This window comes from Pseudomonas sp. UBA1879 (assembly GCF_002338065.1).
Classification (GTDB): Bacteria; Pseudomonadota; Gammaproteobacteria; order Pseudomonadales; family Pseudomonadaceae; genus Aquipseudomonas.
On the sequence record NZ_DDHJ01000018.1, the window covers coordinates 266,136 to 291,001 of the forward strand.

The 24,866-nt window shown below is 62.4% G+C and carries 20 protein-coding genes; 8 read left to right on the forward strand and 12 right to left on the reverse strand.

Annotated elements, in window-relative coordinates; translation table 11 throughout:
- Window positions 1-5: 5 nt before the first annotated feature.
- From B3N48_RS21510 to ppnN, 3 genes are all read right to left on the reverse strand, one after another.
- Entirely contained in the window at window positions 6-4,772 is a 4,767-nt protein-coding gene (locus B3N48_RS21510; protein WP_296187257.1) for an AvrE-family type 3 secretion system effector, read from the reverse strand.
- A gap of 78 nt (window positions 4,773-4,850) precedes the next feature.
- Window positions 4,851-5,444: a GNAT family N-acetyltransferase gene (locus B3N48_RS21515; protein WP_296187259.1), complete on the reverse strand. Its 594-nt coding sequence runs from the start codon at window positions 5,442-5,444 to the stop codon at window positions 4,851-4,853.
- A 177-nt stretch (window positions 5,445-5,621) separates the two neighbouring features.
- A complete protein-coding gene (gene ppnN, locus B3N48_RS21520; protein WP_296187260.1) occupies window positions 5,622-6,995 on the reverse strand; it encodes a nucleotide 5'-monophosphate nucleosidase PpnN in 1,374 nt (457 codons plus the stop codon).
- A 384-nt stretch (window positions 6,996-7,379) separates the two neighbouring features.
- Between ppnN and B3N48_RS21525 the strand changes: the two genes are divergently transcribed.
- Both B3N48_RS21525 and B3N48_RS21530 read left to right on the forward strand, forming a co-directional pair.
- Window positions 7,380-7,919 carry a sterol desaturase family protein gene (locus B3N48_RS21525; RefSeq protein WP_296187262.1) on the forward strand — a complete coding sequence of 180 codons (540 nt, stop codon included), beginning with the start codon at window positions 7,380-7,382 and terminating at the stop codon, window positions 7,917-7,919.
- Window positions 7,920-8,081: 162 nt separating this feature from the next.
- Entirely contained in the window at window positions 8,082-8,804 is a 723-nt protein-coding gene (locus B3N48_RS21530; protein ID WP_296187263.1) for a dienelactone hydrolase family protein, read from the forward strand.
- 134 nt (window positions 8,805-8,938) lie between these two features.
- Here B3N48_RS21530 and B3N48_RS21535 read toward each other — a convergent pair whose 3' ends face one another.
- On the reverse strand, window positions 8,939-9,346 hold the full coding sequence (locus B3N48_RS21535) for a PaaI family thioesterase (protein WP_296187265.1): 408 nt from the start codon (window positions 9,344-9,346) through the stop codon (window positions 8,939-8,941).
- A 285-nt stretch (window positions 9,347-9,631) separates the two neighbouring features.
- On the opposite strand from B3N48_RS21535, the gene B3N48_RS21540 reads away from it, so the two are divergent.
- Window positions 9,632-10,375 carry an AzlC family ABC transporter permease gene (locus B3N48_RS21540; RefSeq protein WP_296187266.1) on the forward strand — a complete coding sequence of 248 codons (744 nt, stop codon included), beginning with the start codon at window positions 9,632-9,634 and terminating at the stop codon, window positions 10,373-10,375.
- Window positions 10,372-10,698, forward strand: a complete 327-nt coding sequence (locus tag B3N48_RS21545) for an AzlD domain-containing protein (RefSeq protein ID WP_296187267.1) — start codon at window positions 10,372-10,374, stop codon at window positions 10,696-10,698. The genes B3N48_RS21540 and B3N48_RS21545 overlap by 4 nt, the downstream gene beginning before the upstream one ends.
- 12 nt (window positions 10,699-10,710) lie before the next feature.
- Here B3N48_RS21545 and B3N48_RS21550 read toward each other — a convergent pair whose 3' ends face one another.
- Window positions 10,711-11,595 carry a LysR substrate-binding domain-containing protein gene (locus tag B3N48_RS21550; protein ID WP_296187268.1) on the reverse strand — a complete coding sequence of 295 codons (885 nt, stop codon included), beginning with the start codon at window positions 11,593-11,595 and terminating at the stop codon, window positions 10,711-10,713.
- Window positions 11,596-11,753: 158 nt separating this feature from the next.
- Here B3N48_RS21550 and ydiJ point away from each other — a divergent pair, with 158 nt between their 5' ends.
- Window positions 11,754-14,780, forward strand: coding sequence for a D-2-hydroxyglutarate dehydrogenase YdiJ (gene ydiJ / locus B3N48_RS21555; RefSeq protein WP_296187269.1), 3,027 nt, complete (start codon window positions 11,754-11,756; stop codon window positions 14,778-14,780).
- Window positions 14,781-14,804: 24 nt separating this feature from the next.
- Here ydiJ and B3N48_RS21560 read toward each other — a convergent pair whose 3' ends face one another.
- Entirely contained in the window at window positions 14,805-15,569 is a 765-nt protein-coding gene (locus B3N48_RS21560) for a helix-turn-helix transcriptional regulator (protein ID WP_296187270.1), read from the reverse strand.
- 90 nt (window positions 15,570-15,659) lie between these two features.
- On the opposite strand from B3N48_RS21560, the gene B3N48_RS21565 reads away from it, so the two are divergent.
- Both B3N48_RS21565 and B3N48_RS21570 read left to right on the forward strand, forming a co-directional pair.
- Entirely contained in the window at window positions 15,660-16,478 is an 819-nt protein-coding gene (locus tag B3N48_RS21565; protein WP_296187272.1) for a carbon-nitrogen hydrolase family protein, read from the forward strand.
- A gap of 148 nt (window positions 16,479-16,626) precedes the next feature.
- The gene (locus tag B3N48_RS21570; protein WP_296187273.1) at window positions 16,627-17,952 is read left to right on the forward strand and encodes an APC family permease; all 1,326 of its coding nucleotides are present in this window, start codon (window positions 16,627-16,629) and stop codon (window positions 17,950-17,952) included.
- Window positions 17,953-18,192: 240 nt separating this feature from the next.
- Here B3N48_RS21570 and B3N48_RS21575 read toward each other — a convergent pair whose 3' ends face one another.
- The 3 genes from B3N48_RS21575 to B3N48_RS21585 form a co-directional block, all read right to left on the reverse strand.
- A complete protein-coding gene (locus tag B3N48_RS21575; protein ID WP_296187274.1) occupies window positions 18,193-18,666 on the reverse strand; it encodes an REP-associated tyrosine transposase in 474 nt (157 codons plus the stop codon).
- 527 nt (window positions 18,667-19,193) lie between these two features.
- On the reverse strand, window positions 19,194-20,441 hold the full coding sequence (locus B3N48_RS21580; protein WP_296187275.1) for an aspartate aminotransferase family protein: 1,248 nt from the start codon (window positions 20,439-20,441) through the stop codon (window positions 19,194-19,196).
- Between the two features lie 246 nt (window positions 20,442-20,687).
- Entirely contained in the window at window positions 20,688-21,749 is a 1,062-nt protein-coding gene (locus B3N48_RS21585; RefSeq protein ID WP_296187276.1) for an ABC transporter substrate-binding protein, read from the reverse strand.
- Window positions 21,750-22,077: 328 nt separating this feature from the next.
- Here B3N48_RS21585 and B3N48_RS21590 point away from each other — a divergent pair, with 328 nt between their 5' ends.
- On the forward strand, window positions 22,078-22,713 hold the full coding sequence (locus B3N48_RS21590) for a cupin domain-containing protein (RefSeq protein WP_296187278.1): 636 nt from the start codon (window positions 22,078-22,080) through the stop codon (window positions 22,711-22,713).
- An 18-nt stretch (window positions 22,714-22,731) separates the two neighbouring features.
- On the opposite strand, the gene B3N48_RS21595 is transcribed toward B3N48_RS21590, so the two are convergent.
- From B3N48_RS21595 to B3N48_RS21605, 3 genes are all read right to left on the reverse strand, one after another.
- Window positions 22,732-23,634 carry a LysR family transcriptional regulator gene (locus tag B3N48_RS21595; RefSeq protein ID WP_296187279.1) on the reverse strand — a complete coding sequence of 301 codons (903 nt, stop codon included), beginning with the start codon at window positions 23,632-23,634 and terminating at the stop codon, window positions 22,732-22,734.
- A gap of 90 nt (window positions 23,635-23,724) precedes the next feature.
- On the reverse strand, window positions 23,725-24,261 hold the full coding sequence (locus B3N48_RS21600) for a 2,4'-dihydroxyacetophenone dioxygenase family protein (protein ID WP_296187280.1): 537 nt from the start codon (window positions 24,259-24,261) through the stop codon (window positions 23,725-23,727).
- 143 nt (window positions 24,262-24,404) lie between these two features.
- Complete coding sequence (locus B3N48_RS21605) at window positions 24,405-24,641, reverse strand: hypothetical protein (RefSeq protein WP_296187282.1); 237 nt, start codon at window positions 24,639-24,641, stop codon at window positions 24,405-24,407.
- Window positions 24,642-24,866 lie beyond the last annotated feature (225 nt).

The window sequence follows — 24,866 nt, forward strand, 5'->3', positions numbered from 1 at the left end:
TCACATCACGCCGGCCTGAACACGCCTTGGGCGTCGCTGGCCAGGTCGCGGGCCGGTTGCGGGTCGCTTTGATCCGCCTGCTCGCCGTCCAGGGTGAATTTCTTCGGCTGGGTCTGGTCCAGCCCGTACTCGAACGTGACCTCGCCGCGCAGGCGCTCGATGCTCAGATTGCTGCCGCTTTTGAAGCTGACATAGGGCAGTGGGATCGCCAGCGAATCGTCCTTCGCCGCCGTCCGGAAGATCGCGATGCTCTTGATGCGCAAGTTGTCCTTTTTGGCGAGCATTTCTTTCAGGTCCTTGTCGGTCAGGGTCCCGGCCAGCGCGCCTTCTTCGATGCGCTGCTTGATGTCGTCGCGCACCTCCAGCTTCAACTCGGCGCGGGTGGTGCCTTTCGTGCGTTTCAGTTCATCGAGCAGGCCCTTGAGCTGCGGGTCATTGCTCATCAGGTCGTGGATGTGTTCGGCGTTGCTGGGGTTGACGTCCAGGCCCAGCAATTCTTTGGTCCAGTCGATGCCGCGTTTCGACATCGCCGCCTGATCGACGCGATTGACGTTGTTGTGCTTGACCACCATGTCCATCAGCGACATCAGGCTCGACCCCTGTTTGGCGGCCGTGTTCTGCCGGTCCAGTTGGCGCAGGCTGGCAAGCGCGGCGAATTGGGCGTCGTTCTTCGGTGCTCCGGCGCTGAGGTATTTGGTTTTGAGCAGCAGCAGGGTGCGGTCTGCCGGATGCCCTTCGGTGGGCTGGTTTTTGGGCAGGGCGGGGTAGGCCTTCTCCAGGGTTTCGGCCAGGCTCTTCAGGTCGTTGTTTTGCACGGGCAACGCGTGCTTGAACCGCACGTCGTAGGTCTTGCCGGTCTTGTTATCGAAGGACAGGCTCGCCGTGACACCCATCGGCGCCCCGCCGGCGATGAACAGGTTGCTGGGACGCGAACTGAACACGGTACTGAACATCCGCGCATACCCCGAGACCGAGCCCTTTTCGAGGAACCGCGCGCGGTTGCTGCTGTAGATGTCGGTGGTCAGCCCGTCGCTGCCGTGGCCTTCCGTCCGTTCCCGCTCGGCGCTGAGCAGGGACAGGCTGGCGAGCAGCCCGGCGCCGAAACGCATGAAACCGGCGACCGGCTCGGCGTCGGTCTGGCCTTTGTTGGTCCGGGACTCGATGTTCAGTCCCACGTCGAGGTCAAAGTTGTGCTTGGTGGTCTCGCGAACCTCTTTTTCCACGCCACGGTCCATCAACGCCATGGGCTTCAAGCCGCCTGCGTCAGGCTGCTTGCTACTGTGCAGTGGCTCCTCCATGAGGTCCTTCATGAACGCTTCGAGCTCGTCGTCGCGGATAAAAAAGCTGAGGGCGGTGTTGTCGGTGTATTTGTACTTGCCGTCGAGGCTGCCGCCGAACCAACCGCCGTTGGACTGAATGTTCTTGTGGCTGTCGCCGGGCGTGGTGCGGGTGTCGCTGACGCCGTTACCGAAGCCGAAACTGGCGGTGCCGCTGACCGCGCCCTCGCGATTGAGCGCGACTTTCAGGCCGCGATCGAAGCGGGTGAACGTCAGCCCGAACGTACGTTCGGGATCGATGCTGCCGCGAAAACCCAGAAACGCCTTGCCTTCCGGACCAGAGACGCCACCCGTGACGCCGCCACCGTAGTTGCGGTTGAGCTTGAGGCTTTCCCTCGGTTCGAGATCGCGCAGGGCGTTGGTCAGGTTACTCACCAACGCGTCGGGCCGGGTTTCCAGACCTTGAAGCACGCTGCGTTTGACCGGGTGGTTGTCCTTGCGCATGTACTTGAGCAGGCTTTTGGTCGCGTCGTAGCTGGCTTCCAGCGCGGCATGATTGCGGAAACCGGCGTCGGTGTAGCGCTTGATCGGGCTGCCTTCGTAGGTGTCGTTGTGCAGTTTGGCGAGTGACCTGGCGATGGCATCGAGGTTCTGCGGGCCGGTTTTTTGAGTCTCCGCGACCAATTCACTGAGCTTTTTGCTGATGTCGTCCAGCACGTTGATGTCCAGTGCCAGGCGCGCACGCAACAGCGCTTGATCGTCACCGCGTTTGCGCGAGGCATCGAGGCCGGTTTGCGAGGTGCGATGCTCCAGCGTGAAGTGTTGGTCCTGCAGCGAATTGAGCAATTTGCCCAGCGGGTGGGTGTCGCTGATCCCGCTGTTGCGCGCCACTTGCGCCACTTCGGTCAGCATGTCGTTGGCCCGGGGCTTGCCTTGATACGCCGGGTTGACCTCGCCGTTCTTGAGCAGCGCGTTCTCTTTTTCTGCCAGCTCACGCAGGGTGTGTTGCAGGTCGTCAGCCACTGCTTTGTGGAACCAGTCGAACAGCTCGGTCAGCTCAGTGAGCGCTGGAGTCTGGGCCGGGATCGGGATGGCTTTCAGCGCGTCGATACGAGAGGCCGCCGTGGGCGCGTTGACAGCGCTCATCGCGGCGGTCGATTTTTCGGCCAGGGTTCGCAAGGCGTCGGTTTCACCGGTGTAAATCGGTTTGAGGCCTTCGCGGCCTTTCCAGGCGTGCTGCACGCTGTCGGCAGGCACCTTGACAGCGCCGGTCGGTGACAGGTGAGACGTGAGGTAGTTCTGATTCCAGCGCGCGGGGGCGAACTGTTCGGATTTGATCGTCTCGATGTTGCTGCGGCCCAACACATTGAGACTCGCCTTGACGTTGCCACGCCGGGTGAAGTCTGGCTCGCCGGCCACCAATTGGTCGAAATGCTCGTGGGCCTTGCGTGTGGGGTCGGCGGGCGCCGTGGCGGCTGCCCAAGTGCCGTCACCGTTTCGGACGAAATCGCCCCGGTCGGTTTTCGCCAGCAGCTTGCCGTCGTGATCCGGTCGCAGGTCTTGCAGGGTCGCGCCTGCGAGTGGGCCGTCCACGGTGACGGGGTCCCAGCGGGGTGTTTCGGTGCTCATTTTTTTCGGGTCGGTGCTGTCGCCAGGGAGGCGAAACAGCTGATCGTCGCGCAGTGCGTACCAATCCTTGCCGCCACTGCTCAAGGACTGAATCGGCCCGGTGCCGGGCGGTGAGGGCAGGAACGCACGCTCACCGTTCTGGTCGTGCAGGCGCAACTGGCCGCTGCTAAGGGTCACGTATTTCTGATCGTTCTGCACCGCGACTTTGTCCACGGTGAGGTGTTCGGCGCCGCGCATGACCGTGCCTTTGGCTTCTGTCCCGCGCCCCGGCAACGCCAGGTCCGCGCCTTTGCCCATTTCGTGAGCGGCGGCTTGCGGCGCGACCTTGAGTTGCTTCAGCTTGCCGTCCTTGTCGACCAGATACGCAAAACCGTCCTGACCCGCCTGCAAGGCCTTGAGGTCTTTTTCGCTGCCTTTCTTCCATTGCTCGGTGCGCGGGTCCTGCACCAGCAGGTCGTTGCCGCTGAGGGCGATGTTGCCGCGCGGCAGGCGAATCTGCGACTGGGCGTCCGGCGTCAACGACGGCAGGCCTTTCTGCCGGTCCATGATCAGCGGTGCCATGTTCCAGCCGGGTTTGAAGTCCTGACGGTGCGGGTCCCACTGAGCGGTGTGTTCGGCGCCTTTCTGATCCTTGACCCTGGCGTGCAACTGCCCCTGATCATCGTGGAAGAAGTCGCTGACGGTGTGCTCGCCAAAAGCTGATTGCAAACGGGCGTGGGGTGTTTTCTCGATCAGGTGCAGGTCGAGGCCGATCAGCGGCGGGCGCGAAACCATCGTGCCTTCGGGGGCGTCAGGGTCCAGCGAGGGCATGAGGTCGTTGTCGCTGATGTGCGCCTGCAGCAACTTGCCCGACGCGCTGGTGGCAAGCAGCGTGTTACCGGCGATGGTCACGGATTTCGGCTTCAGGGCCTCGTCGTTGGGCGTGCCAGTGGGCAGGCGCAGGGGCTGAATGTCGTGGACGCCGTCGCCGAACACGTGCAGCCGCTCCAGCGTCGGGGTGTGGTCGTCGTCTTCGGACAGCGCGATCAGCCCACCGCCCGTGGCGCTTCCCAGCGCAGACACCTTGTGGGTGAATTCCAGCGGCGTGCGGGGATCTTTCAGCGAGCGTACCTTGCCGTCCTCGCCCAAGGCGTAGACCGTGCCGTCGCCGACGCTGTGGAGACTTTTCAGGTTGCGGACGTGGGTGCGTTCTTTCCATTCGCCGTTTACCAGCGCGTAGAGTTTCTTTTCGTGCAGCCGCCATGCCTGGCCGTCATCGCCCACGTGGACCCCGGTGACCTGCGCCCTGTGCGCGTGATCCGGCATGGTCAGGCTCGCCGGGTTGACGTGTGTCCCGCTGCTTTTGAAGACGGACACCGAGAGGTTGCTCGCCTGCGCATGGATCAGCCGATCACGGGCGTCGATCAGCGCATAGGTGCTCTGATCGCCATGGGTGCTGAGGTGCGCGAGGCTTTTGTAACGGTCGGCAGGCGTGTTGAGGATGCCGTCGAGGAGTTTTTCGGTGTGGGTGGTGTGGCCGTCCGCGCCGAACACCAGTTTCTGGTTGTCCAGCGCCATGGTGAGTTTCGGCATCAGTGGCAGGGCGACCGGGGGCGGCGCCAGGCCCGGGTCGGCCAGGGCGGGGTCAGGCGTCGGTGCGCGGGAACTGCGAGGCACGGAAGCGGCGTCCCCCGGTCGCGCCCTGAACAGCCCGTCCCTCAGGTTGCGGCCCTTGGTGACCGCCGACTGGCTGAGGGTGGCCATGCGGCCCATGATGCCCGAGCGCTGGCGCGGTCCTTCGGCGGGGCCTGCTGCGTCGGCGTGTCCCGTCCGCGCCACATTGCCCGTGGGGGCGGTCCGGTGAAAAAGGTTCAGGGGTAAGGCCATGCTGACGCCGTCCATGCAGTGGGTACTGTGCGGACTGAGTGGGGTCAGACGGCGACCGGTTCCAGCCGATCGAAAAAATCAGGCGGGCGCGTCAGGGGCCTTGCGTCGCGGGCGCGAGACGACGGACTCGATGTTCTTGCGGCCGATCAGCAGCGGGCTTTTGGCCTTGCGGGACGCAGGCATGTCGGCCAGCCATTTGTACATGACCAGGCAATCCACCAGACCCAGGCGGGCATGGCGGTAAGCGCGGGGCAGGCGTCCCACGGTCTCGAAACCCAACTTGCCCCACAGCGCGACCGCGATCTCGTTGGTCGCCACCACCGAATTGAACTGCATCGCCGAAAAACCGCTGTCCACCGCCAGTTGCTGAGAGTGTTCGCACATCAGCCGGGCGACGCCTTTGCCTCGGGCCTCGGGGGTGACCATGTAGCCGCAGTTGCACACATGGCTGCCAGGCCCCGCGGCATTGGCCTTGAGGTAATAGCTGCCGAGCAACACGCCGTCTTCTTCGGCAATCAGGGTGTGCAGCGGGTACTCGAGCCAGAGATGCAGGGCCTGTTCATACGTTATGGCAGGGTCGTAGGCGTAGGTTTCCTGCGCCCGGACCACGGTCTGGAAAGTGGGCCAGAAGCGTTCGAAATCTTCGGGCGTCATGGGGCGGATGTGGATCATGGGTGTTCCATCGGAGTTGCGAGAGCGCGATGTGGGAGCCCGCTTGCTGCGGGCCGCGGTCGGACGAAGAGGTTGCGTCAGCCAACCCATCAACAACCGACCCACTGCCTTCGCCAGGAAGCCGGTTCCCACCGTTCATATCGCGGTGTAGGTGTGAACGAGCCACCGTCTGTTTTTTCAGGACACCACGCGATAACACGGCACATACGCCGCGCCGCCCGGCAGTTTCATCCGGTGCTGCTCGACGAAGGCCTGCAACAGCTTGTCCAGCGGTTTCATCACCTCGGCATCGCCATGGATCTCATACGGGCCGTGTTCTTCGATCAGGCGAATGCCCTTGTCCTTGACGTTGCCCGCCACGATGCCGGAGAACGCGCGGCGCAGGTTGGCCGCCAGTTCATGGGGCGGCAGGCCCCGGCGCAGCTGCAGACTGGCCATGTTGGCGTGGGTCGGATCGAACGGACGCTGGAAGCTTTCTTCGATCTTCAGCAACCAGTTGAAGTGGAACGCGTCGGCCCGTTCGCGACGGAACTGGCGCACGTGTTTCAGGCCTTCGGTCATCTGCCGAGCCACTTCCGCCGGGTCGTCGATGATGATCGTGTAGTGCTTGTGCGCTTCCTCGCCCAGGGTGGCGCTGACGAAGGCGTGCAATTGTTCCAGGTACGGTGCTGTGCTTTTCGGCCCGGTCAGGATCACCGGGAACGGCAGGCCCTGGTTGTCTGGGTGCATCAGGATGCCGAGCAGGTAGAGGAATTCCTCGGCCGTGCCAGCGCCGCCCGGGAAGATGATGATGCCGTGACCGACGCGAACGAAGGCTTCGAGGCGTTTTTCAATGTCCGGCAGGATCACCAGTTCGTTGACGATCGGGTTCGGCGCTTCGGCCGCGATGATGCCCGGTTCGGTCAGGCCCAGGTAACGGCCGCCGTTGATGCGCTGCTTGGCGTGGGCGATGGTCGCGCCTTTCATCGGGCCTTTCATCACGCCGGGGCCGCAGCCAGTGCAAATGTCCAGCTTGCGCAGGCCCAGTTCGTGGCCGACTTTCTTGGTGTATTTGTATTCTTCGGTGTTGATCGAGTGGCCGCCCCAGCAGACCACCATCTTCGGTTCGACGCCCGGGCGCAGGGTGCGCGCATTGCGCAGCAGGTGGAAGACATAGTCAGTGATGCCTTGGGACGAGCTGAGGTCGATGCGCTGGCTGTCCAGTTCGCTCTCGGTGTACACGATGTCGCGCAGGGCGCTGAACAGCATTTCCCGGGTGCTGGCGATCATCTCGCCATCGACGAAGGCATCGGCCGGGGCATTCAGCAGCTCGAGGCGCACGCCCCGGTCCTGTTGATGAATGCGGACTTCGAAATCTTTGTAGGCTTCGAGGATGGTTTTGGCGTTATCGACATGGGCGCCGGTGTTGAGGATGGCCAGGGCGCACTGGCGAAAGAGGGTGTAGATGCTGCCGGAGCCTGCGGCGCTGAGTTGTTGCACTTCACGTTGCGACAGCGTCTCCAGACTACCTTTGGGACTGACTGACGCGTTGATTACCTGTCTTGGAGCCATTCTGAATTCCTTGAAAGCGATGCCGGCCAGCGGGTGTCGACGACCGGCATTAATACAGTGAGCCAACTATCCGCTCACCCATGGGGGCCATTTTTTACATCGCTCGGTCAGGAAAGCAAACGTTGTGAGTGAAATGTTTGGCTTATGCCCGTTGCAGATCGGGTGCCCCGGCGATGACATGAGGCGCTGTGGGAGTGAGCTTGCTCACGAAAGCGTCGTGTCAGTCACCTTCTCGGTGAAAGTGTTTGCGCATTCGTGAGCAAGCTCACTCCCACAGACCGGGTGTACCCATGCGTGGCCTACACGATCACCGGCTTTTGATTTTCCCGCACGCCCCGGTATGCTGCACGTCGACCTCCAATAGCCCGTGACACCGTCATTTCCATGATCTTCAACTTCGTGATTTTCCTCAGCACCCTGATCGCCATGGAGGGTGTCGGTTTTCTTGCGCACAAGTACGTGATGCACGGCTGGGGCTGGTTTCTGCACCGTTCCCACCACGAAGCACAGCTGGGCGCGCTGGAGACCAACGACCTCTACCTGTTGGCGCTGGGCACGATTGCAACGGGGTTGATCGTCCTCGGCAACGATGGCTACGACCCGCTGCAATGGGTGGGAGCAGGCGTCGCGGCGTTCGGGCTGATTTACCTGCTGGTCCATGACGGCATCGTCCATCGCCACTGGCCGGTGCGTCCCCAACCGCGCAATCGCTACCTGCGCCGGCTGTATCAAGCGCACCTCATGCACCACGCCGTAAAGGGTCGCCGCAACAGCGTGTCGTTCGGTTTTCTGTATGCGCCGCCGGTGGCGACCCTGCAAAAGCAACTGCGCGACCTGCAAGACGCCGACCGCGCCCGTGAGCGCGAGGCCTCGCTGAGTGACCTGTGCGGCACGTCGATCAACTCGGACCTGCAGAACGGCTGAGCTTCGAATCGCTCATTTCTGCTATTCGATGGCAAGTTTCATGCAATGGCCTTCATTTGTTCTTTTCAGTGGCGCTCAAGTGTCGTAGAACAGAGCGCTCTGCTGCCTGAGTCTGTTCAAGGCCAGCGTCTCAGACACCTTATCAACGCCCGGGAGACACTCGTGACGCAATCCATCGCACAACCCGCAACAGGCAAAACCATCACGTTCAAACGCCCTGACGGCAAAGACGTCAGCGGTTATCTGGCGACGCCAGCCAAAACCGAAGGCGCGCCGGCCATCGTCGTGATTCAGGAATGGTGGGGTCTCAACGACCAGATCCGTGGCGTGGCTGACCGCCTGGCAGCAGCGGGTTACCTGGCGCTGGTGCCGGACCTGTATCGCGGCGAAACCACGGTCGAGGAAGAAGAGGCCCATCACCTGATGAGCAAACTCGACTTCGCCGACGCCGCCACCCAAGACATCCGTGGTGCGGTGCAGTACCTCAAGGGGCACGCGCAGAAGGTCGGCGTCACCGGTTTCTGCATGGGCGGCGCGCTGACGCTGCTGTCGCTGAACTTCATCCCCGAACTGTCGGCGGGCGTGGTGTTCTACGGGTTTCCGCCGTTGGAATACCTCGACCCGAAAGCCATCAAAGTGCCGGTTCAGGCCCACTGGGCGACTCAGGACGAGTTCTTCCCGATCGACACCGTGGGCGAGCTGGAAAAGAAACTCAGCGAAGGTGGCGTCGACGTGGAGTTCCATCGTTACCTGGCGCACCACGCCTTCACCAACGAAACCGCCGTGGGCCATGGCCGTATTCCCGGTACACAGTACGACCCGGTGTGGGCACAGCTGGCCTATGACCGGACGCTGACGTTCTTTGGCCGAACGCTGTGGGGCTGATGGTTTGAGTCTTGGTGGATACAGGTCTCAGGCTGCGGCGTGAAGCCGCCCGAATTTCAAGGGGCAGTCCAGGTTCGGCGGCGTGGTTGGGGCGACCGATGTGATCCTGCCGTCGCCTCAACTGGCGCTCAGGCCTAACGCCGGGGCGGGATCGCGTAGGTCCCGACCACATGGGCCACGACGTCCGCCGAGCCTTCGGAATACAGCGATACCTCGCCTACGGCCAGGGTCTTGCCGACTTTCAACAACTGACACTCGGCAATGATCCGGCGCCCGGGGCCGGGTTTACGCAGGAAATTGATCGTCAGACTGGTGGTGACCGCCAGGGGCACGATGCCGATCGCGCCGAGCACGGCCACATACAGCGCCACATCGGCCACTGCCATCAACGTAGGCCCCGACACCGTGCCGCCAGGGCGCAAGTCTGAATCATTCACCGCCTGAGAAACCGTCGCCGTCTTGTCCCCGACCGCGTCGACGACGATCCGGGTTTGCGGAAATTCCCCGGCGATGAACGCCGCAATCGCTTCTTTGCTCGCCATGGAGACTCCTCGGTGATGGGCTTCGCAAGATGTGATGAGCGGGCGGGACTTGTCAACGCGTGGTTCAGTCAGGTCTGTGATTCAGCCAGGTCTATAGGAGCCGACGCAGGCACGACGGCCGCGAGGCGATGGATGCGCGATACGTGAATCGCCGATTTGGCCGGTGCCATGGCAAGCATAAAAACGACGACTCTGCCCTTGAAAAAGTCGGTTCAAATCCCGGCCTTCCTGTGCCTAAACTGCGCACTTTGCCCAGACCCACCCCCTAATAACAAAGGACACCCGATGCCGTACCGAAGCGCAGCGCAGGCCTTTTTGCATGGCGTTCGGACGCTCATGCCACTGACGCCGGGGGTTATTCCGTTCGGGTTGGTCACCGGGGTGTTGGCGGTTGGCATGGGGCTGTCACCCGCGACGGCCATGGGCATGACGCTGATTTTCTATTCCGGTTCTGCGCAGTTGGTCGCGCTGCAGCTCATGCAGACCGGGGTGTTGCCGGTGGCGATCGTGGTCACGGCGTTGATCATCAACCTGCGTTTCACCATGTACAGCGCATCGCTCGCCCCGCACCTGCACCACTTACCCCGGCGCTGGACATGGCCGGTCTCGTACATGCTTTCCGACCAGTCCTACGCGCTGAGCACCCTGAAGTTCGCGTCCGGCGAGCTGACCGGGCCCTTCGCGCATTGGTACTACGCCGGCACAGCGTTCGCCATGTGGCTGGTCTGGCAGCTGTCGGTCCTTGGTGGAGTATTGCTCGGCGCCGGCATCCCCGAGCGTTGGTCGCTGGGGTTCGCCATACCGCTGTCCTTTCTCGCGTTGCTTGTCCCCGGCTTACGAAACGTGCCCACGTTGGCCGCTGCCACGGTCGGCGGCCTGATTGCCGTGTTGGCGGTGAGTTTGCCGTACAACCTCGGCCTGGTCCTGGCGTCGGTGGGCGGCATCATCGCCGGTTTGATAGCCGAAGGGGTGCGCAAACCTGCCGGACAGACCCTCCGGACGCAGGAAACGGAAGGGGAAGCGCCATGAGCGACTGGGTGATGTGGTCCGTGTTCATCGCCGTCGGGCTCGGCACCTTTGTGATGCGCGTGTCTTTCATCGAACTCTACGGCCGCTGGCGCATGCCCCCACTGCTGAACCGCGCACTGGTCTATGTCCCGGCGAGCGTGCTGGCAGCGTTGGTGCTTCCGGCGGTGGTCTACCCGAACGGGCACGGCGACTTCACGATCGCCAACCCGCAAATCCCCGCCGCCATCCTCGCCGCGCTGGTCGCCTGGAAGACCCGCAACACGTTGCTGACGTTGGGGGTGGGGATGGTGGTGTTGTGGGGGTTGCGGTGGGTTGTCGGTTGACGTGACACCCCTTCAAATCTGCCCCAACAACCACCCCCGAAACGCCTGCAACGACGGCAGCATTTCATTGCGTGGCGGGTAGGTGAGGAAGTAGCTGCGCTGGCTGGGGAAGGGCAGGTCGAGGGGGATGAGTTCGGCGTTGGCGATTTCGTCGCTGACCAGAATCCGCGGCACCAGACCGATGCCGATGCCCGCTTTGACCGCCTGAATCAGATGCGAGGTCAGTTCGAAGCTTGGCCCCAGGCGCATCATCCGGTGGGGCAGGTGGTGATGGCTGAACCAGTCGCCCCAGACGTTGGGGTTATTGGCGACGTTGAGCAGCATCTGGCTGGCGATATGCTCCGGTGTCCATTGCGTCTGGGCCTTGGCGACCTGCGGCGCGATGACCACCACCAATTCTTCCGCGTGCAAACGATGGCTGATCAGGCCCGGCAGGCCGGTGTGGCCGACGACGATGGCCGCGTCGATGCCGCTGGTGTCGAAATCCACGGGGTCGATGCGCGAGTTGATGTGCACCAGCATGCCGGGGTGGTTGGCGTAAAAGTCATGCAGCCTGGGCAGCAGCCATTTGGAACCGAAGGTGGGCAGGGTGGCCAGACGCAGGCTGCCGCCCCCGGATTGATAGGCGATGGCCTGCAACGTGGCGCTGCGAATGCGGCCCAATGCGTCGCTCATTTCCCGCTGGTACAGGCGTCCAACGTCGGTCAGTTGCACCTGTCGGCCTTCACGACGGAACAGCGTCAGGCCCAGCTGTTGCTCCAGCGCCTGAACCTGACGACTGACCGCGCTCTGGGTCAACGACAACTCAACGGCCGCGCGGGTGTAGCTTTCATGTCGGGCGGCGGCCTCGAAAGCCAGCAACAGCGACATGGAGGGGGTGAGGTGGCGGTAATTCATTCGGAAAAGTCATCGATAGCGGCAGGAATATCTGTTTGTTTCGCGCGCAAGCCTGCGGGATCATTGGCGCCATAACGATCCGAGGCTGACCGATTAATGCTCGGGCGACAAGTGTTTTGCTGTTTTCCGTGATCACACCGACAAGAGGCCATCCCCTGATGATCGCCCAACTTCTGCCCGCCGCGCCGGCGAGCCAATACCCGGATTTTCTCGATGCGTTGCGCGCCAGCGGCTTCCGTGGCGAACTCAGCGCCGATTACGCGACCCGCACGGTCCTGGCCACCGACAACTCTATTTACCAGCGATTGCCTCAGGCGGCGGTCTTTCCGAAAGATGCCGAGGACGTCGCACGCATCGCCACGCTGATGGCCGAGCCGCGCTTTCGTCAGATCAAGCTTACCCCCCGCGGCGGCGGCACCGGCACCAATGGCCAGTCGTTGACCGACGGCATCGTGGTCGATTTGTCCCGGCACATGAACACCATCCTCGAAATCAACGTGGAAGAGCGTTGGGTTCGGGTGCAGGCGGGGGTGGTCAAGGATCAGCTCAACGCCGCGCTCAAACCCCACGGGCTGTTCTTTGCCCCTGAACTGTCGACCTCCAACCGCGCCACGGTCGGCGGCATGATCAACACCGACGCCAGCGGGCAGGGCAGTTGCACCTACGGCAAGACCCGCGACCACGTGCTGGAACTGCACAGCGTACTGCTCGGCGGTGAACGCCTGCACAGCCAGCCGATTTCCGACGACGCACTGGACGCTGCCTGCGCCCGGCCGGGTCGCATCGGTGAGGTCTACCGGACGGCGCGGCAGATCCAGGAAACCCAGGCCGACCTGATCGAGTCGATCTTCCCCCCGCTCAATCGCTGCCTGACCGGCTACGACCTCGCGCACCTGCGTGACGGGCAAGGGCGTTTCAACCTCAATAGCGTGCTGTGCGGCGCCGAGGGTTCCCTGGGGTATGTGGTCGAAGCCAAGCTCAACGTGTTGCCGATCCCGAAGTATTCGGTGTTGGTGAACGTGCGCTACAGCAGCTTCATGGACGCTTTGCGCGACGCCAACGCGCTGCTGGCGCACAGGCCGCTGTCCATCGAAACCGTGGACTCCAAGGTGCTGATGCTGGCGATGAAAGACATCGTCTGGCACAGCGTCGCCGAGTATTTTCCCGCCGACCCGGACCGCCCGACCCTGGGCATCAACCTGGTGGAGTTCAGCGGCGATGACGTGGACGAGGTCAATGGCCGGGTCGCGGCGTTCATTGAGCACCTGCAGGTCGACCAGACCATCGAGCGTCTTGGCCACACGTTATCGGAGGGCGCGGCGGCGGTGAACAAGGTCTACACCATGCGCAAGCGTTCGGTGGGCCTGCTGGGCAACGTCGAGGGCGAGATTCGTCCGCAGCCGTTCGTGGAAGATACCGCCGTGCCGCCGGAGAAACTGGCGGATTACATTGCCGAATTCCGCGCGCTGTTGGATGGCCATGGCCTGGCCTACGGCATGTTCGGTCACGTCGACGCCGGCGTACTGCACGTGCGCCCGGCGCTGGACATGAAAGACCCGGCCCAGGCCGCGCTGGTCAAGCCGATTTCTGACGCCGTCGCCGCGCTGACCCAACGCTACGGTGGCCTGCTATGGGGCGAACACGGCAAGGGCCTGCGCTCCGAATACGTACCGGCATTTTTTGGCGAGCTGTACCCGGCGCTGCAATCGCTCAAGGGCGCGTTCGACCCGCACAACCAGCTCAACCCCGGCAAAATCTGCACCCCGCCCGATGCGGCCGAAGGGCTGCTCAAGGTCAACGAAGTCACCTTGCGTGGCCACCTCGACCGGCAGATCGACGAGCGCGTCTGGCAGAGCTTTGGCACCGCCGTGCATTGCAACGGCAACGGCGCCTGCTACAACTTCGACCCGAATGACGCTATGTGCCCGTCGTGGAAAGCCACCCGCGAACGTCAGCATTCACCCAAGGGCCGGGCCTCGTTGATTCGTGAATGGCTGCGTTTGCAAGGGGCGGCCAACATTGACGTGCTGGAAGCGGCGAAGGGCAAGGCAAACTGGATCAAAGGCCTGCCAACGCGCTTGAGCAATAACGTCAAGCGGTCTCGGGGTCAGACGGATTTCTCCCACGAAGTCTACGACGCCATGGCCGGGTGCCTGGCGTGTAAGTCCTGCGCCGGTCAGTGCCCGATCAAGGTCAACGTGCCGGAATTCCGCTCGCGTTTTCTGGAGCTGTACCACGGGCGTTATCAGCGCCCGCTGCGGGATTACCTGATCGGTTCGCTGGAATTCACCATTCCCTACCTGGCTTACGCGCCCGGGCTGTACAACGCGGTGATGGGCTCGAAATGGGTCAGTGGCCTGCTGGAGCGCCACGTCGGCATGCTCGACAGCCCGTTGATTCACCGCTACAACCTGCAAAGCACGCTGACACGCTGCAACGTCGCGGTCGCCAGCGTGCCGGCCCTGCGCGAGCTAAGTGACGAACAGCGTCAGCGCAGCGTGGTGCTGGTGCAGGACGCGTTCACCCGTTACTTCGAAACCCCGCTGTTGGCGTCACTCATTCAGTTGGTGCATCAGCTCGGTTATCGAGTATTCCTCGCGCCCTACAGCGCCAACGGCAAACCGCTGCACGTACAGGGTTTTCTCGGTGCCTTCGCCAAGTCCGCCGTACGCAACGCCAGCCAACTCAAGGCTCTGGCCGATTGCGGCGTGCCGCTGGTGGGGCTGGACCCGGCGATGACCCTCGTTTATCGCCAGGAATACCAGAAGGTGCCGGGCCTTGAAGGCAGCCCGACGGTGTTACTGCCGCAGGAGTGGCTGATCGACGCATTGCCCGAATCCATCGCACAGGCGCCAACGCAGACCTTCCGTTTGCTGGCCCACTGCACCGAAAAAACCAACGTTCCGGCCAGTACGTCGCAGTGGGAAAAAGTCTTCGGCCGGGTCGGTTTGAAACTGGTCACCGAAGCCACCGGTTGCTGCGGCATGTCCGGCACCTACGGCCACGAGGCGCGCAATCAAGGCACGTCGAAGACGATCTTCGAACAGTCCTGGGCGACCAAGCTGGACCAGCCGGGTGAGGCGCTGGCAACGGGGTATTCGTGCCGCAGCCAGGTCAAGCGTCAGGCGGACCGGGCCTTGCGCCACCCGCTGGAAGTGGTGCTGGAGCGGCTGTTGGCGAAATGAAAAACGGCCCGTTCGCGGGCCTTTTTACGACGGCAGCAGCGAGGAAAACAGCTCGGACTGGGTCTTGATCCCGAGCTTGCTGTAGATGTGCCGCCGATGGGTTTTCACGGTGTCCACCGAGATGTCCCGCAGGTCGGCTATCCGTTTGCTGGAATGCCCCCTGAGCATCAACTGACAGATGTCGAACTCGCGAGAGGTCAGTGTCGCCCGCAGGTTTTCCAGCCCGTGGTGGGACGGCGCCCGAGAGGGCTGCGGGCCGTGCTGGCCGTGGAGCTGGCGCTGACGAATCAGCGCCTCGATCCACGGCTGGAACAGCGCGAGGTGCGCGACCTCGTCCTGAGTGATTGGCGTGCGTGAGCCGAACGACAGGCAGACCAGCTGGCGGTCGTCGATGCGGCAATTGAACTGGATCTCGTCGGCGACCACGTTCAGGTGGAAATAGCGCTGGTAATACTCGGTCTGCTCAAAACAGTCGGGCGCCACGTCCCGCAGCTGGAACAGCCCGCTTTGCGCGTGTTCGCAGTTGACCCGGTAAAACGGGTCGATCAGATAGATGCCGCCCAGGTAATCCTGAAACAACGGGTCCGGCCCACCGTCATCGGCAGGTGATTCGTCGAGCAGATAGGGGCGACCGTCCTTGAACAGCAGCGCGACCCAGTTATCGAACCGCAGCACATCGCTGACCCGCCGCACCACCGTCTGCCAGAAATTCGGCTGGTCGATGGCACCGATCAGTATCCCGAACGTGCGATGCCAGGCGATTTCCTGCAACGTCGGCGGCGTGGTCATTGTCACTCCTTCGGATTACCCATGACGTGTGATTACCCCGTGGGCGGCAAGGGCCGATAATACCTGACGACCGGCGTACGGAGAGCACACATGAATGTAGAACTGGCCCAAGTCACGGGGCGCGATGGAGACGTGGCGTACAACCTTGCCCGCACCCTCGCGTTGATCGAGGCGTGCGCGGCTGATACCGAGCTGTTGGTATTGCCGGAAACCTACCTGACCGGCTTCCCCACCAAAGACAACGTGGCGCAGATTGCAGAGCCGCTGGATGGCCCGACGCTGACGCGTGTGCAGCAGGCCGCGACCGCGCGAGGCATTGCCGTGGCGGTGGGGTTTGCCGAGGTGCACGACGGGCGCTTCTACAACACCACGGTGCTGATCACCCCCGAGCACGGCATTGCGCTGCACTATCGCAAGACGCATTTGTGGTCGGGCGAACGGGAGGTGTTCGACGCTGGCGATCGCATGTCCACTGTAGTGTGGAGGGGCGTACGGGTCGGGCTGCTGATCTGCTATGACATCGAATTCCCGGAGACCGCGCGAGCGCTCGGTCAACTGGGCGCCCAGTTGCTGATCGTCACCAACGGCAACTTCGACCCTTACGGCCCGACCCACCGCACCTGCGTGATGGCTCGTGCGCTGGAGAATCAGGCCTTCGCGGTGATGGTCAACCGCGTCGGGCAGGGCGATGACGGGCTGGTGTTCGCGGGTGGCAGCGCCGTCGTCGACCCGTTCGGCGATCTGCTGGTGGAAGCCGGGCGCGACGAAGCGACGCTACGCCTGACCCTCGATCTGACGCTGCTGGCCAAGGCACGCGAGCCGTATGTGTATGACCGTCATCAGCGGATGCGGCTCAGCGGGGAGGTCGTCGAAACCGGCGAGCGGCGCGAGCTGCTGATCGGATCGTGACACCTACTGCACCCCATTTCGCGGAGAACCGACCCTGGTCTGACTTGCAAACGGCTGACCCCATAATCATTAGCTGGATTTTTCTTTGCCACTGCCAAACATCCGGCGCCATGCGCGCAAATGACTAAAAAGATAATCGGAGACGTTAATGGCTCATTTGAAACGCACTTTATCCCTCGGCACGCTGGTCATCTTCGGCGTGGGTTTGATGACCCCGATCATCGTGCTGGGCACCTTCGGTATTCTGGCGCAGTCCAGCGGCGGCCATGTGCCGATGGCCTACCTCGCCGCGCTGGTGGCAATGCTGTTGACTGCGTTCAGCTACGCCCACATGGCCAAGGCATTCCCGGTGTCGGGCTCGTCGTACACCTACGTGAGAAAGGCCATCGATGCGCGTCTTGGCTTCATGACCGGCTGGGCGATCTTGCTCGACTATCTGTTCCTGCCGATGGCGATCTGGCTGATCGGCACGGCGTACCTGAATTCCGCCTTTCCCGACGTGCCTCAATTTGTCTGGTTGTTGGCGTTCATCGCCCTGACGACTGTCATCAATATCCTCGGCCTCAAGCTGGCGACGGCGGTGAACATTCTGCTGCTGTTACTGCAAGTGCTGATCCTTGCCGCGTTCATCGTGCTGTGCGTTCACTACACGCTGGGCGATCCGAGCAAGCCGTTGTTCACCTTGGCGCCTTTCGCCAGCGGTGGGGTGCAATGGGGGATGATCATGAGCGGCGCGGCCATTGCCTGCTATTCCTACCTGGGGTTCGACGCGGTGAGCACCCTGACCGAAGAAACCCACGACCCTGAACGCACCATGCCACGGGCGATCCTGTGGGTGACGCTGATCGGCGGGTTGATCTTTGTTGGCACGTCCTACGTGGTGCAACTGGCGCAGCCGTCGTTGCAATTCGCCAATGTGGATTCGGCGGCGTACGAGATCGCGAAAAACATTGGCGGCGATCTGTTCGTGTCGATCTTCCTCATCGGGTTGGTGATAGGCCAATTCACCTCGGGGATCGCCGCCCAGGCCAGCGGCTCGCGCCTGCTGTATGTCCTCGGTCGCGACGCGGTGCTGCCCAAGGCGTTCTTCGGCTACCTGTCTCCGCGCTTTGGCACGCCGGTCGGCTGCATTCTGCTCAGCGCCGTGGTGGCTTTGCTCGCGCTGAAAATGGACGTGACCACCTCGACGTCGTTCATCAACTTCGGGGCGTTTTTGACGTTCATCCTGGTGAACCTGTCGGTGATCTTTCATTACTGGATCGGCCAGAAGCGGCGGGGGGCTGGCGCTGCGGTGCTGTACCTGTTGCTGCCCCTTGCAGGCATGCTTGCCGACCTCTGGCTGATGTTCAGCCTCGACGCCAACGCCGTGGAACTGGGGTTGTCATGGCTGGCGATCGGCTTTGTTTACCTGATGTACCTGACCGGTGGCCTGTGTCGGCAACCGCCGGAATTGACACTGGAAGAAGCGCTCTGATGGATGCGGGGGCGGGGGTGGGTGTGTTGTCCGACCCACCGCCTCGCGGCCGTCGTGCCTCCGGCGGCTCCTACGAGATCTTTTTCGTTGCGCGCAGAGGGTATTGACGTCGCATCGCGTGCGTGAGAGTGCCAACGAATCAAGGTTCAACACGGTTTCTGTGGGAGCAGCCGGAGGCACGACGGCAGCGAAGCGGTGGGACAGTCGGATTAGGGGCCGTCTGGACCTCCGCTTTCGCGCTTAATACTCACACCCGTCCAGCCAGTGAGCATCCCACAGTGGGTAGTCGTGTACCCGTTTGACCAATCCTGCTCTTATCGGGTTAGCAATGATGTAGCGGGCTACCGGCCGCAAATCTTCATCATTGCGAAGCGCTCGGTCATGAAAACCACGCTGCCAGAATTGCCCTGACCTGCCCAAATACCCATTGACCTGGCCCGCCCCCTGGCATTTGACCCTGTGTACCACCGACGACAGCTCCCGGTCTTTGAGCTGCATCAGCCAATGAAAATGATCAGGCATGACCACCCAGGCGAGTGAATCGGCCCATCCCACGTCTTGCGCCTTGCGCAGTTGATGGACCAACAGTCGACCCGCCCGCCAATCGGCGAAGAAAGGTTGTCGCTGGTGGGTGACGGCCGTGATCAGGTAGACCTGATCGGTTTGGGAGTAGCGGCCGAGGCGTAGCCGCCAAGAATGAGGCCGTGCAGACATGCGTTGTCTTCCTGATCTGGGATAGGAAGGTCAAGGCTAGTGCGTTCGGGACGAGGGGGCGGTACGTGTCTGATTCGGAATGTTAATGGCGAAGCACCGCTAGCGTTCTGTGGCGTCTCTCCTACCGCCTTCGCGGCCGTCGTACCTCCGGCGGCTCCTACAGGATTTGTGGTGTTGGTCAGGTCCGGGCAGGGATCAAGTTCGGTAACTATTGTTCTCGTGCACCGCCGTCGCGGCCGTCGTACCTCCGGCGGCTCCTACAGGATTTGTGTTGTTGGTCAGGTCCGGGCAGGGATCAAGTTCGGTAACTATTGTTCTCATGCACCGCTGTCGCTGCCGTCGTACCCCCGGCGTCTCCTACAGGATTTGTGGTGTTGGTTGGAGCCGCCAGGCGCAAAAGCTGTGACGGTTTTGTGCCGCTCATGCTTTGCGAAGACGACGAAGGTTTTGTAGGAGCCGCCGGAGGCACGACGGCCGCGATGCGGTGGGTCAGGCTACCCGTGGGGCTGACCCACCGCACCGGGGAATCAGTGGCCACCAAACTCAAGACGCAGTTTCGCAGCCGCCTGCCCAAACGCCTCCTTCATCGCTTCAATCACCTCATCGCCATGCTCGAACGATATGTAGATGCGTCCATACGGCGACGGCATCATCAGCACGCCGGCTTCGCGCAGGGCGAGGTGCAGAGCTTTGCTGAAGGCGGGGTTGGCGATCGTCGAGGCTTCGGCGTAAGTCGTCGGTGCCACTGCGGCGTGCCAGATGCCGAAGACGTTGCCATAGCCGCTGGTCACCACCGCGATGCCCTGGGCTCTGAAGATAGCTTCCACCGCCACACGCAAGGCTTCGCCCCGTTGGACCAACCGGTCGTAATCGCTTTCGTCCAGCAACGCCAAGGTGCTGCTCACCGCTGCGCAGGCCAGGGGGTTGCCGCTGAAGGTCCCGCCACGGGCGACGCGGCCTTCTTCGAAACCCTGCAAAATCTCCGGCTTGCCAACGACGGCCGAGACCGGCACTCCGTTGCCGATGGCCTTGCCGACGCTGGCCAGGTCGGGGTCCAGCCCTTCGCGCAGACCCGCCAGCCCGACAAACAGCCGAAAGCCCATCAACACCTCATCACAGATCACCAGCGCGCCGTGTCGATGCGCGACGTCTTGCACGTGCTTCAGGTAACCGGGCAGGGGCATGATGCAACCGGCATTGGCGAGCATCGGCTCGAGGATCACCGCCGCAATGTCAGGGTCTTCCGCAAACAGCCGCTCGACGTCTGCGAAGTCGTTGAAGCGCAGCAGCGTGGTGCGTTCGGTGGATGGGCGCGCGCCGTCTGCGAAGTTCGCTTCACGGGAGGTCACGTTGCCGAAGCTCACGTCGTCGAACCAGCCGTCGAAACCGGCCGCCATCTTGGCGATCTTGCCACGACCGGTGTAGGCCCGCGCCGCGCGGCAGGCGAGGTGCACGGCTTCGCTGCCGGAGTTGGTGAACATCACCTTGCTCAGCGAGCCGGTGTGCTTGGCCAACGCTGTCGCGGCAGCGTGTTCGCGCACATGGGCCCAGGACGGCGAGGCGCTGTCGTGCAACGCCTGCGTCACCGCTTCGTTGACGGTGTCATTGGCATGCCCCAGCAACACGGCGCCGAAACCCAGGGCGGTATCGATGTACCGGCGCCCCTTGTCATCCCAGAGCCATGCGCCTTTGCCCTTGCGGATGAACAGTGTCTCGCCATGTAAATCCGGCAGGATACGTGCGGCGCTGGACACATCGCCTACTAAGTTAGCCATTCTCAACCTCTAAATCCGGACAGTGGTGTGTCGTCCCGCAACATCATAGGGACGCCATCACGTGGTGTTTCCAATGCGCCTTCGGAGGCGCGTGAGCGTGTGGGTTGTTGTTCGACCGTCCCCGCTCCCGGGCGGGTGTCGGTACTGCTGATAAGGGGGAAGAGCCCTTGGGTGTCGCGTTGACCCTGATGGCCAACGCCACGGTAATCGTGTCACCACCGGCGAACCGGCGGCGGGGGTAGGGCGTTATTTCCGGGCAATCCAGGCGTTGAAGCGCTCATTCAGCGATTCGCTGTTATCGACCCAGAACTCGACGTCGAGGGGCAGGGCGGCGGCGAGGTTCTCAGGGGTGGTTGGCAGTTCAGCCTTCAGGTCCGCTGGCACGAAGTCGTTGGCCTTTTTGTTCGGCAAGCCGTAGGCGATGAACTTGGGCAGCTTGGCGAGGTTTTCCGGCTTGCTGGCGAAGGCGATGAAGTCCATGGCCGCCGCCTTGTTTTCGCTGCCTTTGAGCACGGTCCAGGAGTCGATGGCCGAGACGCTGCCGTTCCACAGGAACTTGAAGTGCTTGCCTTCGTTGCGGTTGAAACCACTGATGCGGCCGTTGTAGGCCGAGCTCATCACCACGTCGCCCGCCGACAGCATTTGCAACGGCTGTGCGCCAGCTTCCCACCAGACGATGCTGGACTTGATGCTGTCGAGCTTTTTGAACGCGCGGTCAACGCCTTCCGGGGTGCGCAGGACTTTATAGACATCGGCGGTTTTCACGCCGTCCGCAATCAGGGCGAATTCCAGTGCGTACTTCGGACCTTTGCGCAGTCCGCGTTTGCCGGGGAATTTCTGGGTGTCGAAGAAATCGGCCCAAGACGTCGGGGCGGTTTTCAGCTTGTCCCCGTCCCAGGCCACGCCAGTGTTCCAGACGATGGCGCCGACGCCGCAGTCGTTCACCGCTTCAGGGATGAAATCGGCCTTGTTGCCGATTTTGGCCCAGTCGATTTTCTCGTAGAGGCCGGTGTCGCAGCCCAGCGCCAGGTCTTCGGCTTCCACTTCGACCACGTCCCAGTTCGGGTTACCGACTTTCACCTTGGCGTCGAGTACGCCCACGCCGCCGTCCCAGCTTTGGTCAAGGACTTTTTTACCCGTCTGGGCGCCAAACGGTTTGAAGAAAATCTCCCGTTGCGCGTCCTGAAAATTCCCGCCCCAAGACACGATGGTCAGGTCACGGGCGCTTGCCGACTGTGCGGCGGCCAGTCCGGCAACGGTCAACGCGAGAGCGGCTAAAGCGTGGCACGGCTTGTGCTTCTTGTGCATGTGGAACCTCGACGCAGAGTGTGTGGTGTTGGGGTGGTAAAAATATTTACCACTGCAAAAACGGCGAAGCAAGTTTTATTTTCCTGCGTGTCTGAAAATCGAAATCGCCCGGATGGCCGGTAAGCGATTGTTTTTTCACGCCCCGAATTTGTCTTCGAGCGGCCCCTGCAGCCAGCGCCGTTTGCGGCCAGCGGGCCGCCGGTGGCTTCCGTCGCAGCCGAACCGTCACCGCACACTGTTACGTTTGCGCTTGTCAGCCGCTGTCGGTTGGTGCGAAATACCCAACTTGGTGCGCCCTCACAGGCCGAGTTCAATCGAGGAAACCTCCGTGACAGATTCACCGGCGATCAGCCGCAACCCCCATGCGCCGGAAGAGCCCGCCGAAGACGAAGTGACCAGTGAAGACACCGCATCCGTCGGTGAACGGCTCAAAGCCCTGCGCCAGAGCCGGGGCCTGTCAATCCGTGGCCTGGCTGAGCTGGCCGGCGTGCCCCATGCCACGCTGTCGATCATCGAACGCGACAAATCCAGCCCCTCGGTCAGTATCCTCAAGCGCCTGCTCAAGCCGCTCAACGTCACCTTGAGCACGTTCTTTTCCGATTCGGCGGTCGTCGATCGCGCGGTGTTCTACAAGGCCAGCGAGCTGGTCGAGCTGGCGGATGGCAAAATGCTCTCCTACCGCCAGGTCGGGGCCAACCTCAGCAACAGTTCGATGATGATCCTTCACGAGCGCTACGAACCCGGCGCCGACACCGGACAGGAAGGCGAAGAGTTGTATTCCCATGAAGCCGAGGAGGGCGGGATCGTCATCGAGGGCCGTCTGGAAATGACCGTGGGCGATGAGGTGCGCATCCTGTCTCCGGGCGATGCGTATTACTTCGACAGCCGCCTGCCGCACCGCATGCGCAACCCGTTCGACGAGGTGTGCATCGTGGTCAGCGCGGTGTCGCCGCCGACGTTCTGATCGGCGCGGCGAGGTGGATCAATCCCATGGGTGTTCCTTGAGTTTGGATTCCAGAAAGTCGCGGAACACCCGGATACGTGGACTCAGGTGCTTCCTGTTCGAATAGATCAGGTAGATCGGCTCTTTGCCCGCCAGGTTGAAGTCGCTCAACAGCGGGACCAGTCGGCCCTGGCGAATGTCTTCGCCGATATGAAACTGCGCCAGTTTGACGATCCCCGCCCCGCTCAGGGCCATTTCCCGCAGCAGATCGCCTTGGGCGAACACGGCCTTGGGCGCAATGGGCAGCGTGATGACCTCGCCCTCGCTGCCGTGAAACTGCCAGGTGTTCCAGGCGCTGTGAAACCCGAAATTGAAGCAGTCGTGACTCAGCAAATCCTGCGGTCGGGTCGGCGTGCCTCTGCGCGCGAGGTACGCCGGTGAGGCACAGGTGACCCACGCGCTTTCGCCGATCTTGCGCGCGATTCGCGAAGAGTCCGGCAGGCCGCCGCTGTGGATCGCGATGTCCAGGCCTTGATCGAACAGGTCCACGTACTGCGGTCCTACTTGCACATCGACCGTGAGGCCAGGGTAGGTCGACAGGAATTCCGGCAGCCACGGCAGGATCTGGTGTTTGGCGAAGGTGGTCATGGTGTGGATGCGCAGCGCACCCGTGACCCGACCGGGAAACGCCTCCGCCAGTGAGTCCGCTTCTGCCATCGCATGAATCACCGCCCGCGCACTCACCAGGTAAGCCGAGCCTTCCTCGGTCAGGGTCAACGTACGGGTGCCGCGTTGAAACAGGCGCACCTGCAAGCGGTCTTCGAGCCGAGTGATCAGTTTGCTGATGGCCGAAGGGGTCAGGCCGTTGGCCCGCGCCGCCGCCGAGAAGTTGCCATGTTCAGTTGCCCAAACGAAGGCCAGCATCTGTGAGTAGTTATCCATCTGCACGCTCGTGGCAGGCTACGGTGGGCGCAGCCTGCCAGCATTCGCGACCCCGGACAAGCGGCCCCGCCGTCATCGCACGTCGGCCTTTCAGCGTATGAACTGCTCGATGTAGTCGTCCGGCAAGCCGAGGGATTTGTAGTGCTTACGCGCAGTTTCGAGCTTGGTGAACACGTCCTCGTAGCCCACCGCCACGCCTTGCGGGTCGACATAGGTGTAGCCGCCCTGGACATGAAACCACGTGATCATTTCTTCGACGTCTTCCGGCACGAACAGGGTATGGGTTTCACCTGGCGGCTCGTAGGCGAAAGCCCCTTCGGTGGCCACCCAGTCATGTTCCAGGTAGTACCAGCGGCCCTTCAGCACCAGTGCATGCACGCCGCCGCTGTGACGATGCCGGGACAGCACGCCACTCTGACGCACCCGCAACAGGTTGATGTAATAGCCGCCCGTGGTGCTGAGCAGCAGAGGCTTGAACGAAACCGACGCGGTCACTGGCACCCACAAATCGTCATCCTGCAAACCCTCTGTCAGCACACCGGGAATGACCATGTCCGGCGTCATGAACGGGACTTGGGGCAGTTGATAAGGAATGGCGAGTTCATCGGGCTTGGGTGCTGTGCTCATCGGTCTCTTCCACGGTCAGTGATCAGAATCCCCAGATACTTGAATGTCCGGGGTAGCGCACAGCGTAGGCGAGGACTTGAAGCAGTAAAACAGGGTCAATGGCACAGCTGGTGTGAACTGTCGTCATAGGTCGGGAGGGCGGCTCAATGCAGCATGCGTCGAGCGTCCGCCAGCCCTTCCTTGAGGATGTCGTTCAATTCGCGCCACGGGTATCGTGCTCCCGCGTTCGAGATTTCGCAGGTCGGCGTGTGCCTGAACGGTTGTTCGTCCACGGCAGGGCATTGCCCGGCACCACAGGACCGGCACACCAGTTTATGGCCATGGATGATCCAGTCCTTGTTCCAGCCATCCATCGTGAAAGGGGGACGTTTGCTCGACATGCCTGCACCTCCCGAAGTGAGCGATTGCGCCGCGTGGCAAGGATGGTCAGCCGCGAGCAGACGACTGGGTGTCATCCCTGGAAAAGACATTGAGAGTGTAGGCGGGCTGGCCCGACCGTCCGTGCAACTGGTCGGATGGTTGCGGTCCGTTGGCAGCGCAGTTGCCGTGGTGAGACCTGCCGTCGGAGGTCGATGCTGTGGGCGGAGTGAAGTGACGAGGCGTGG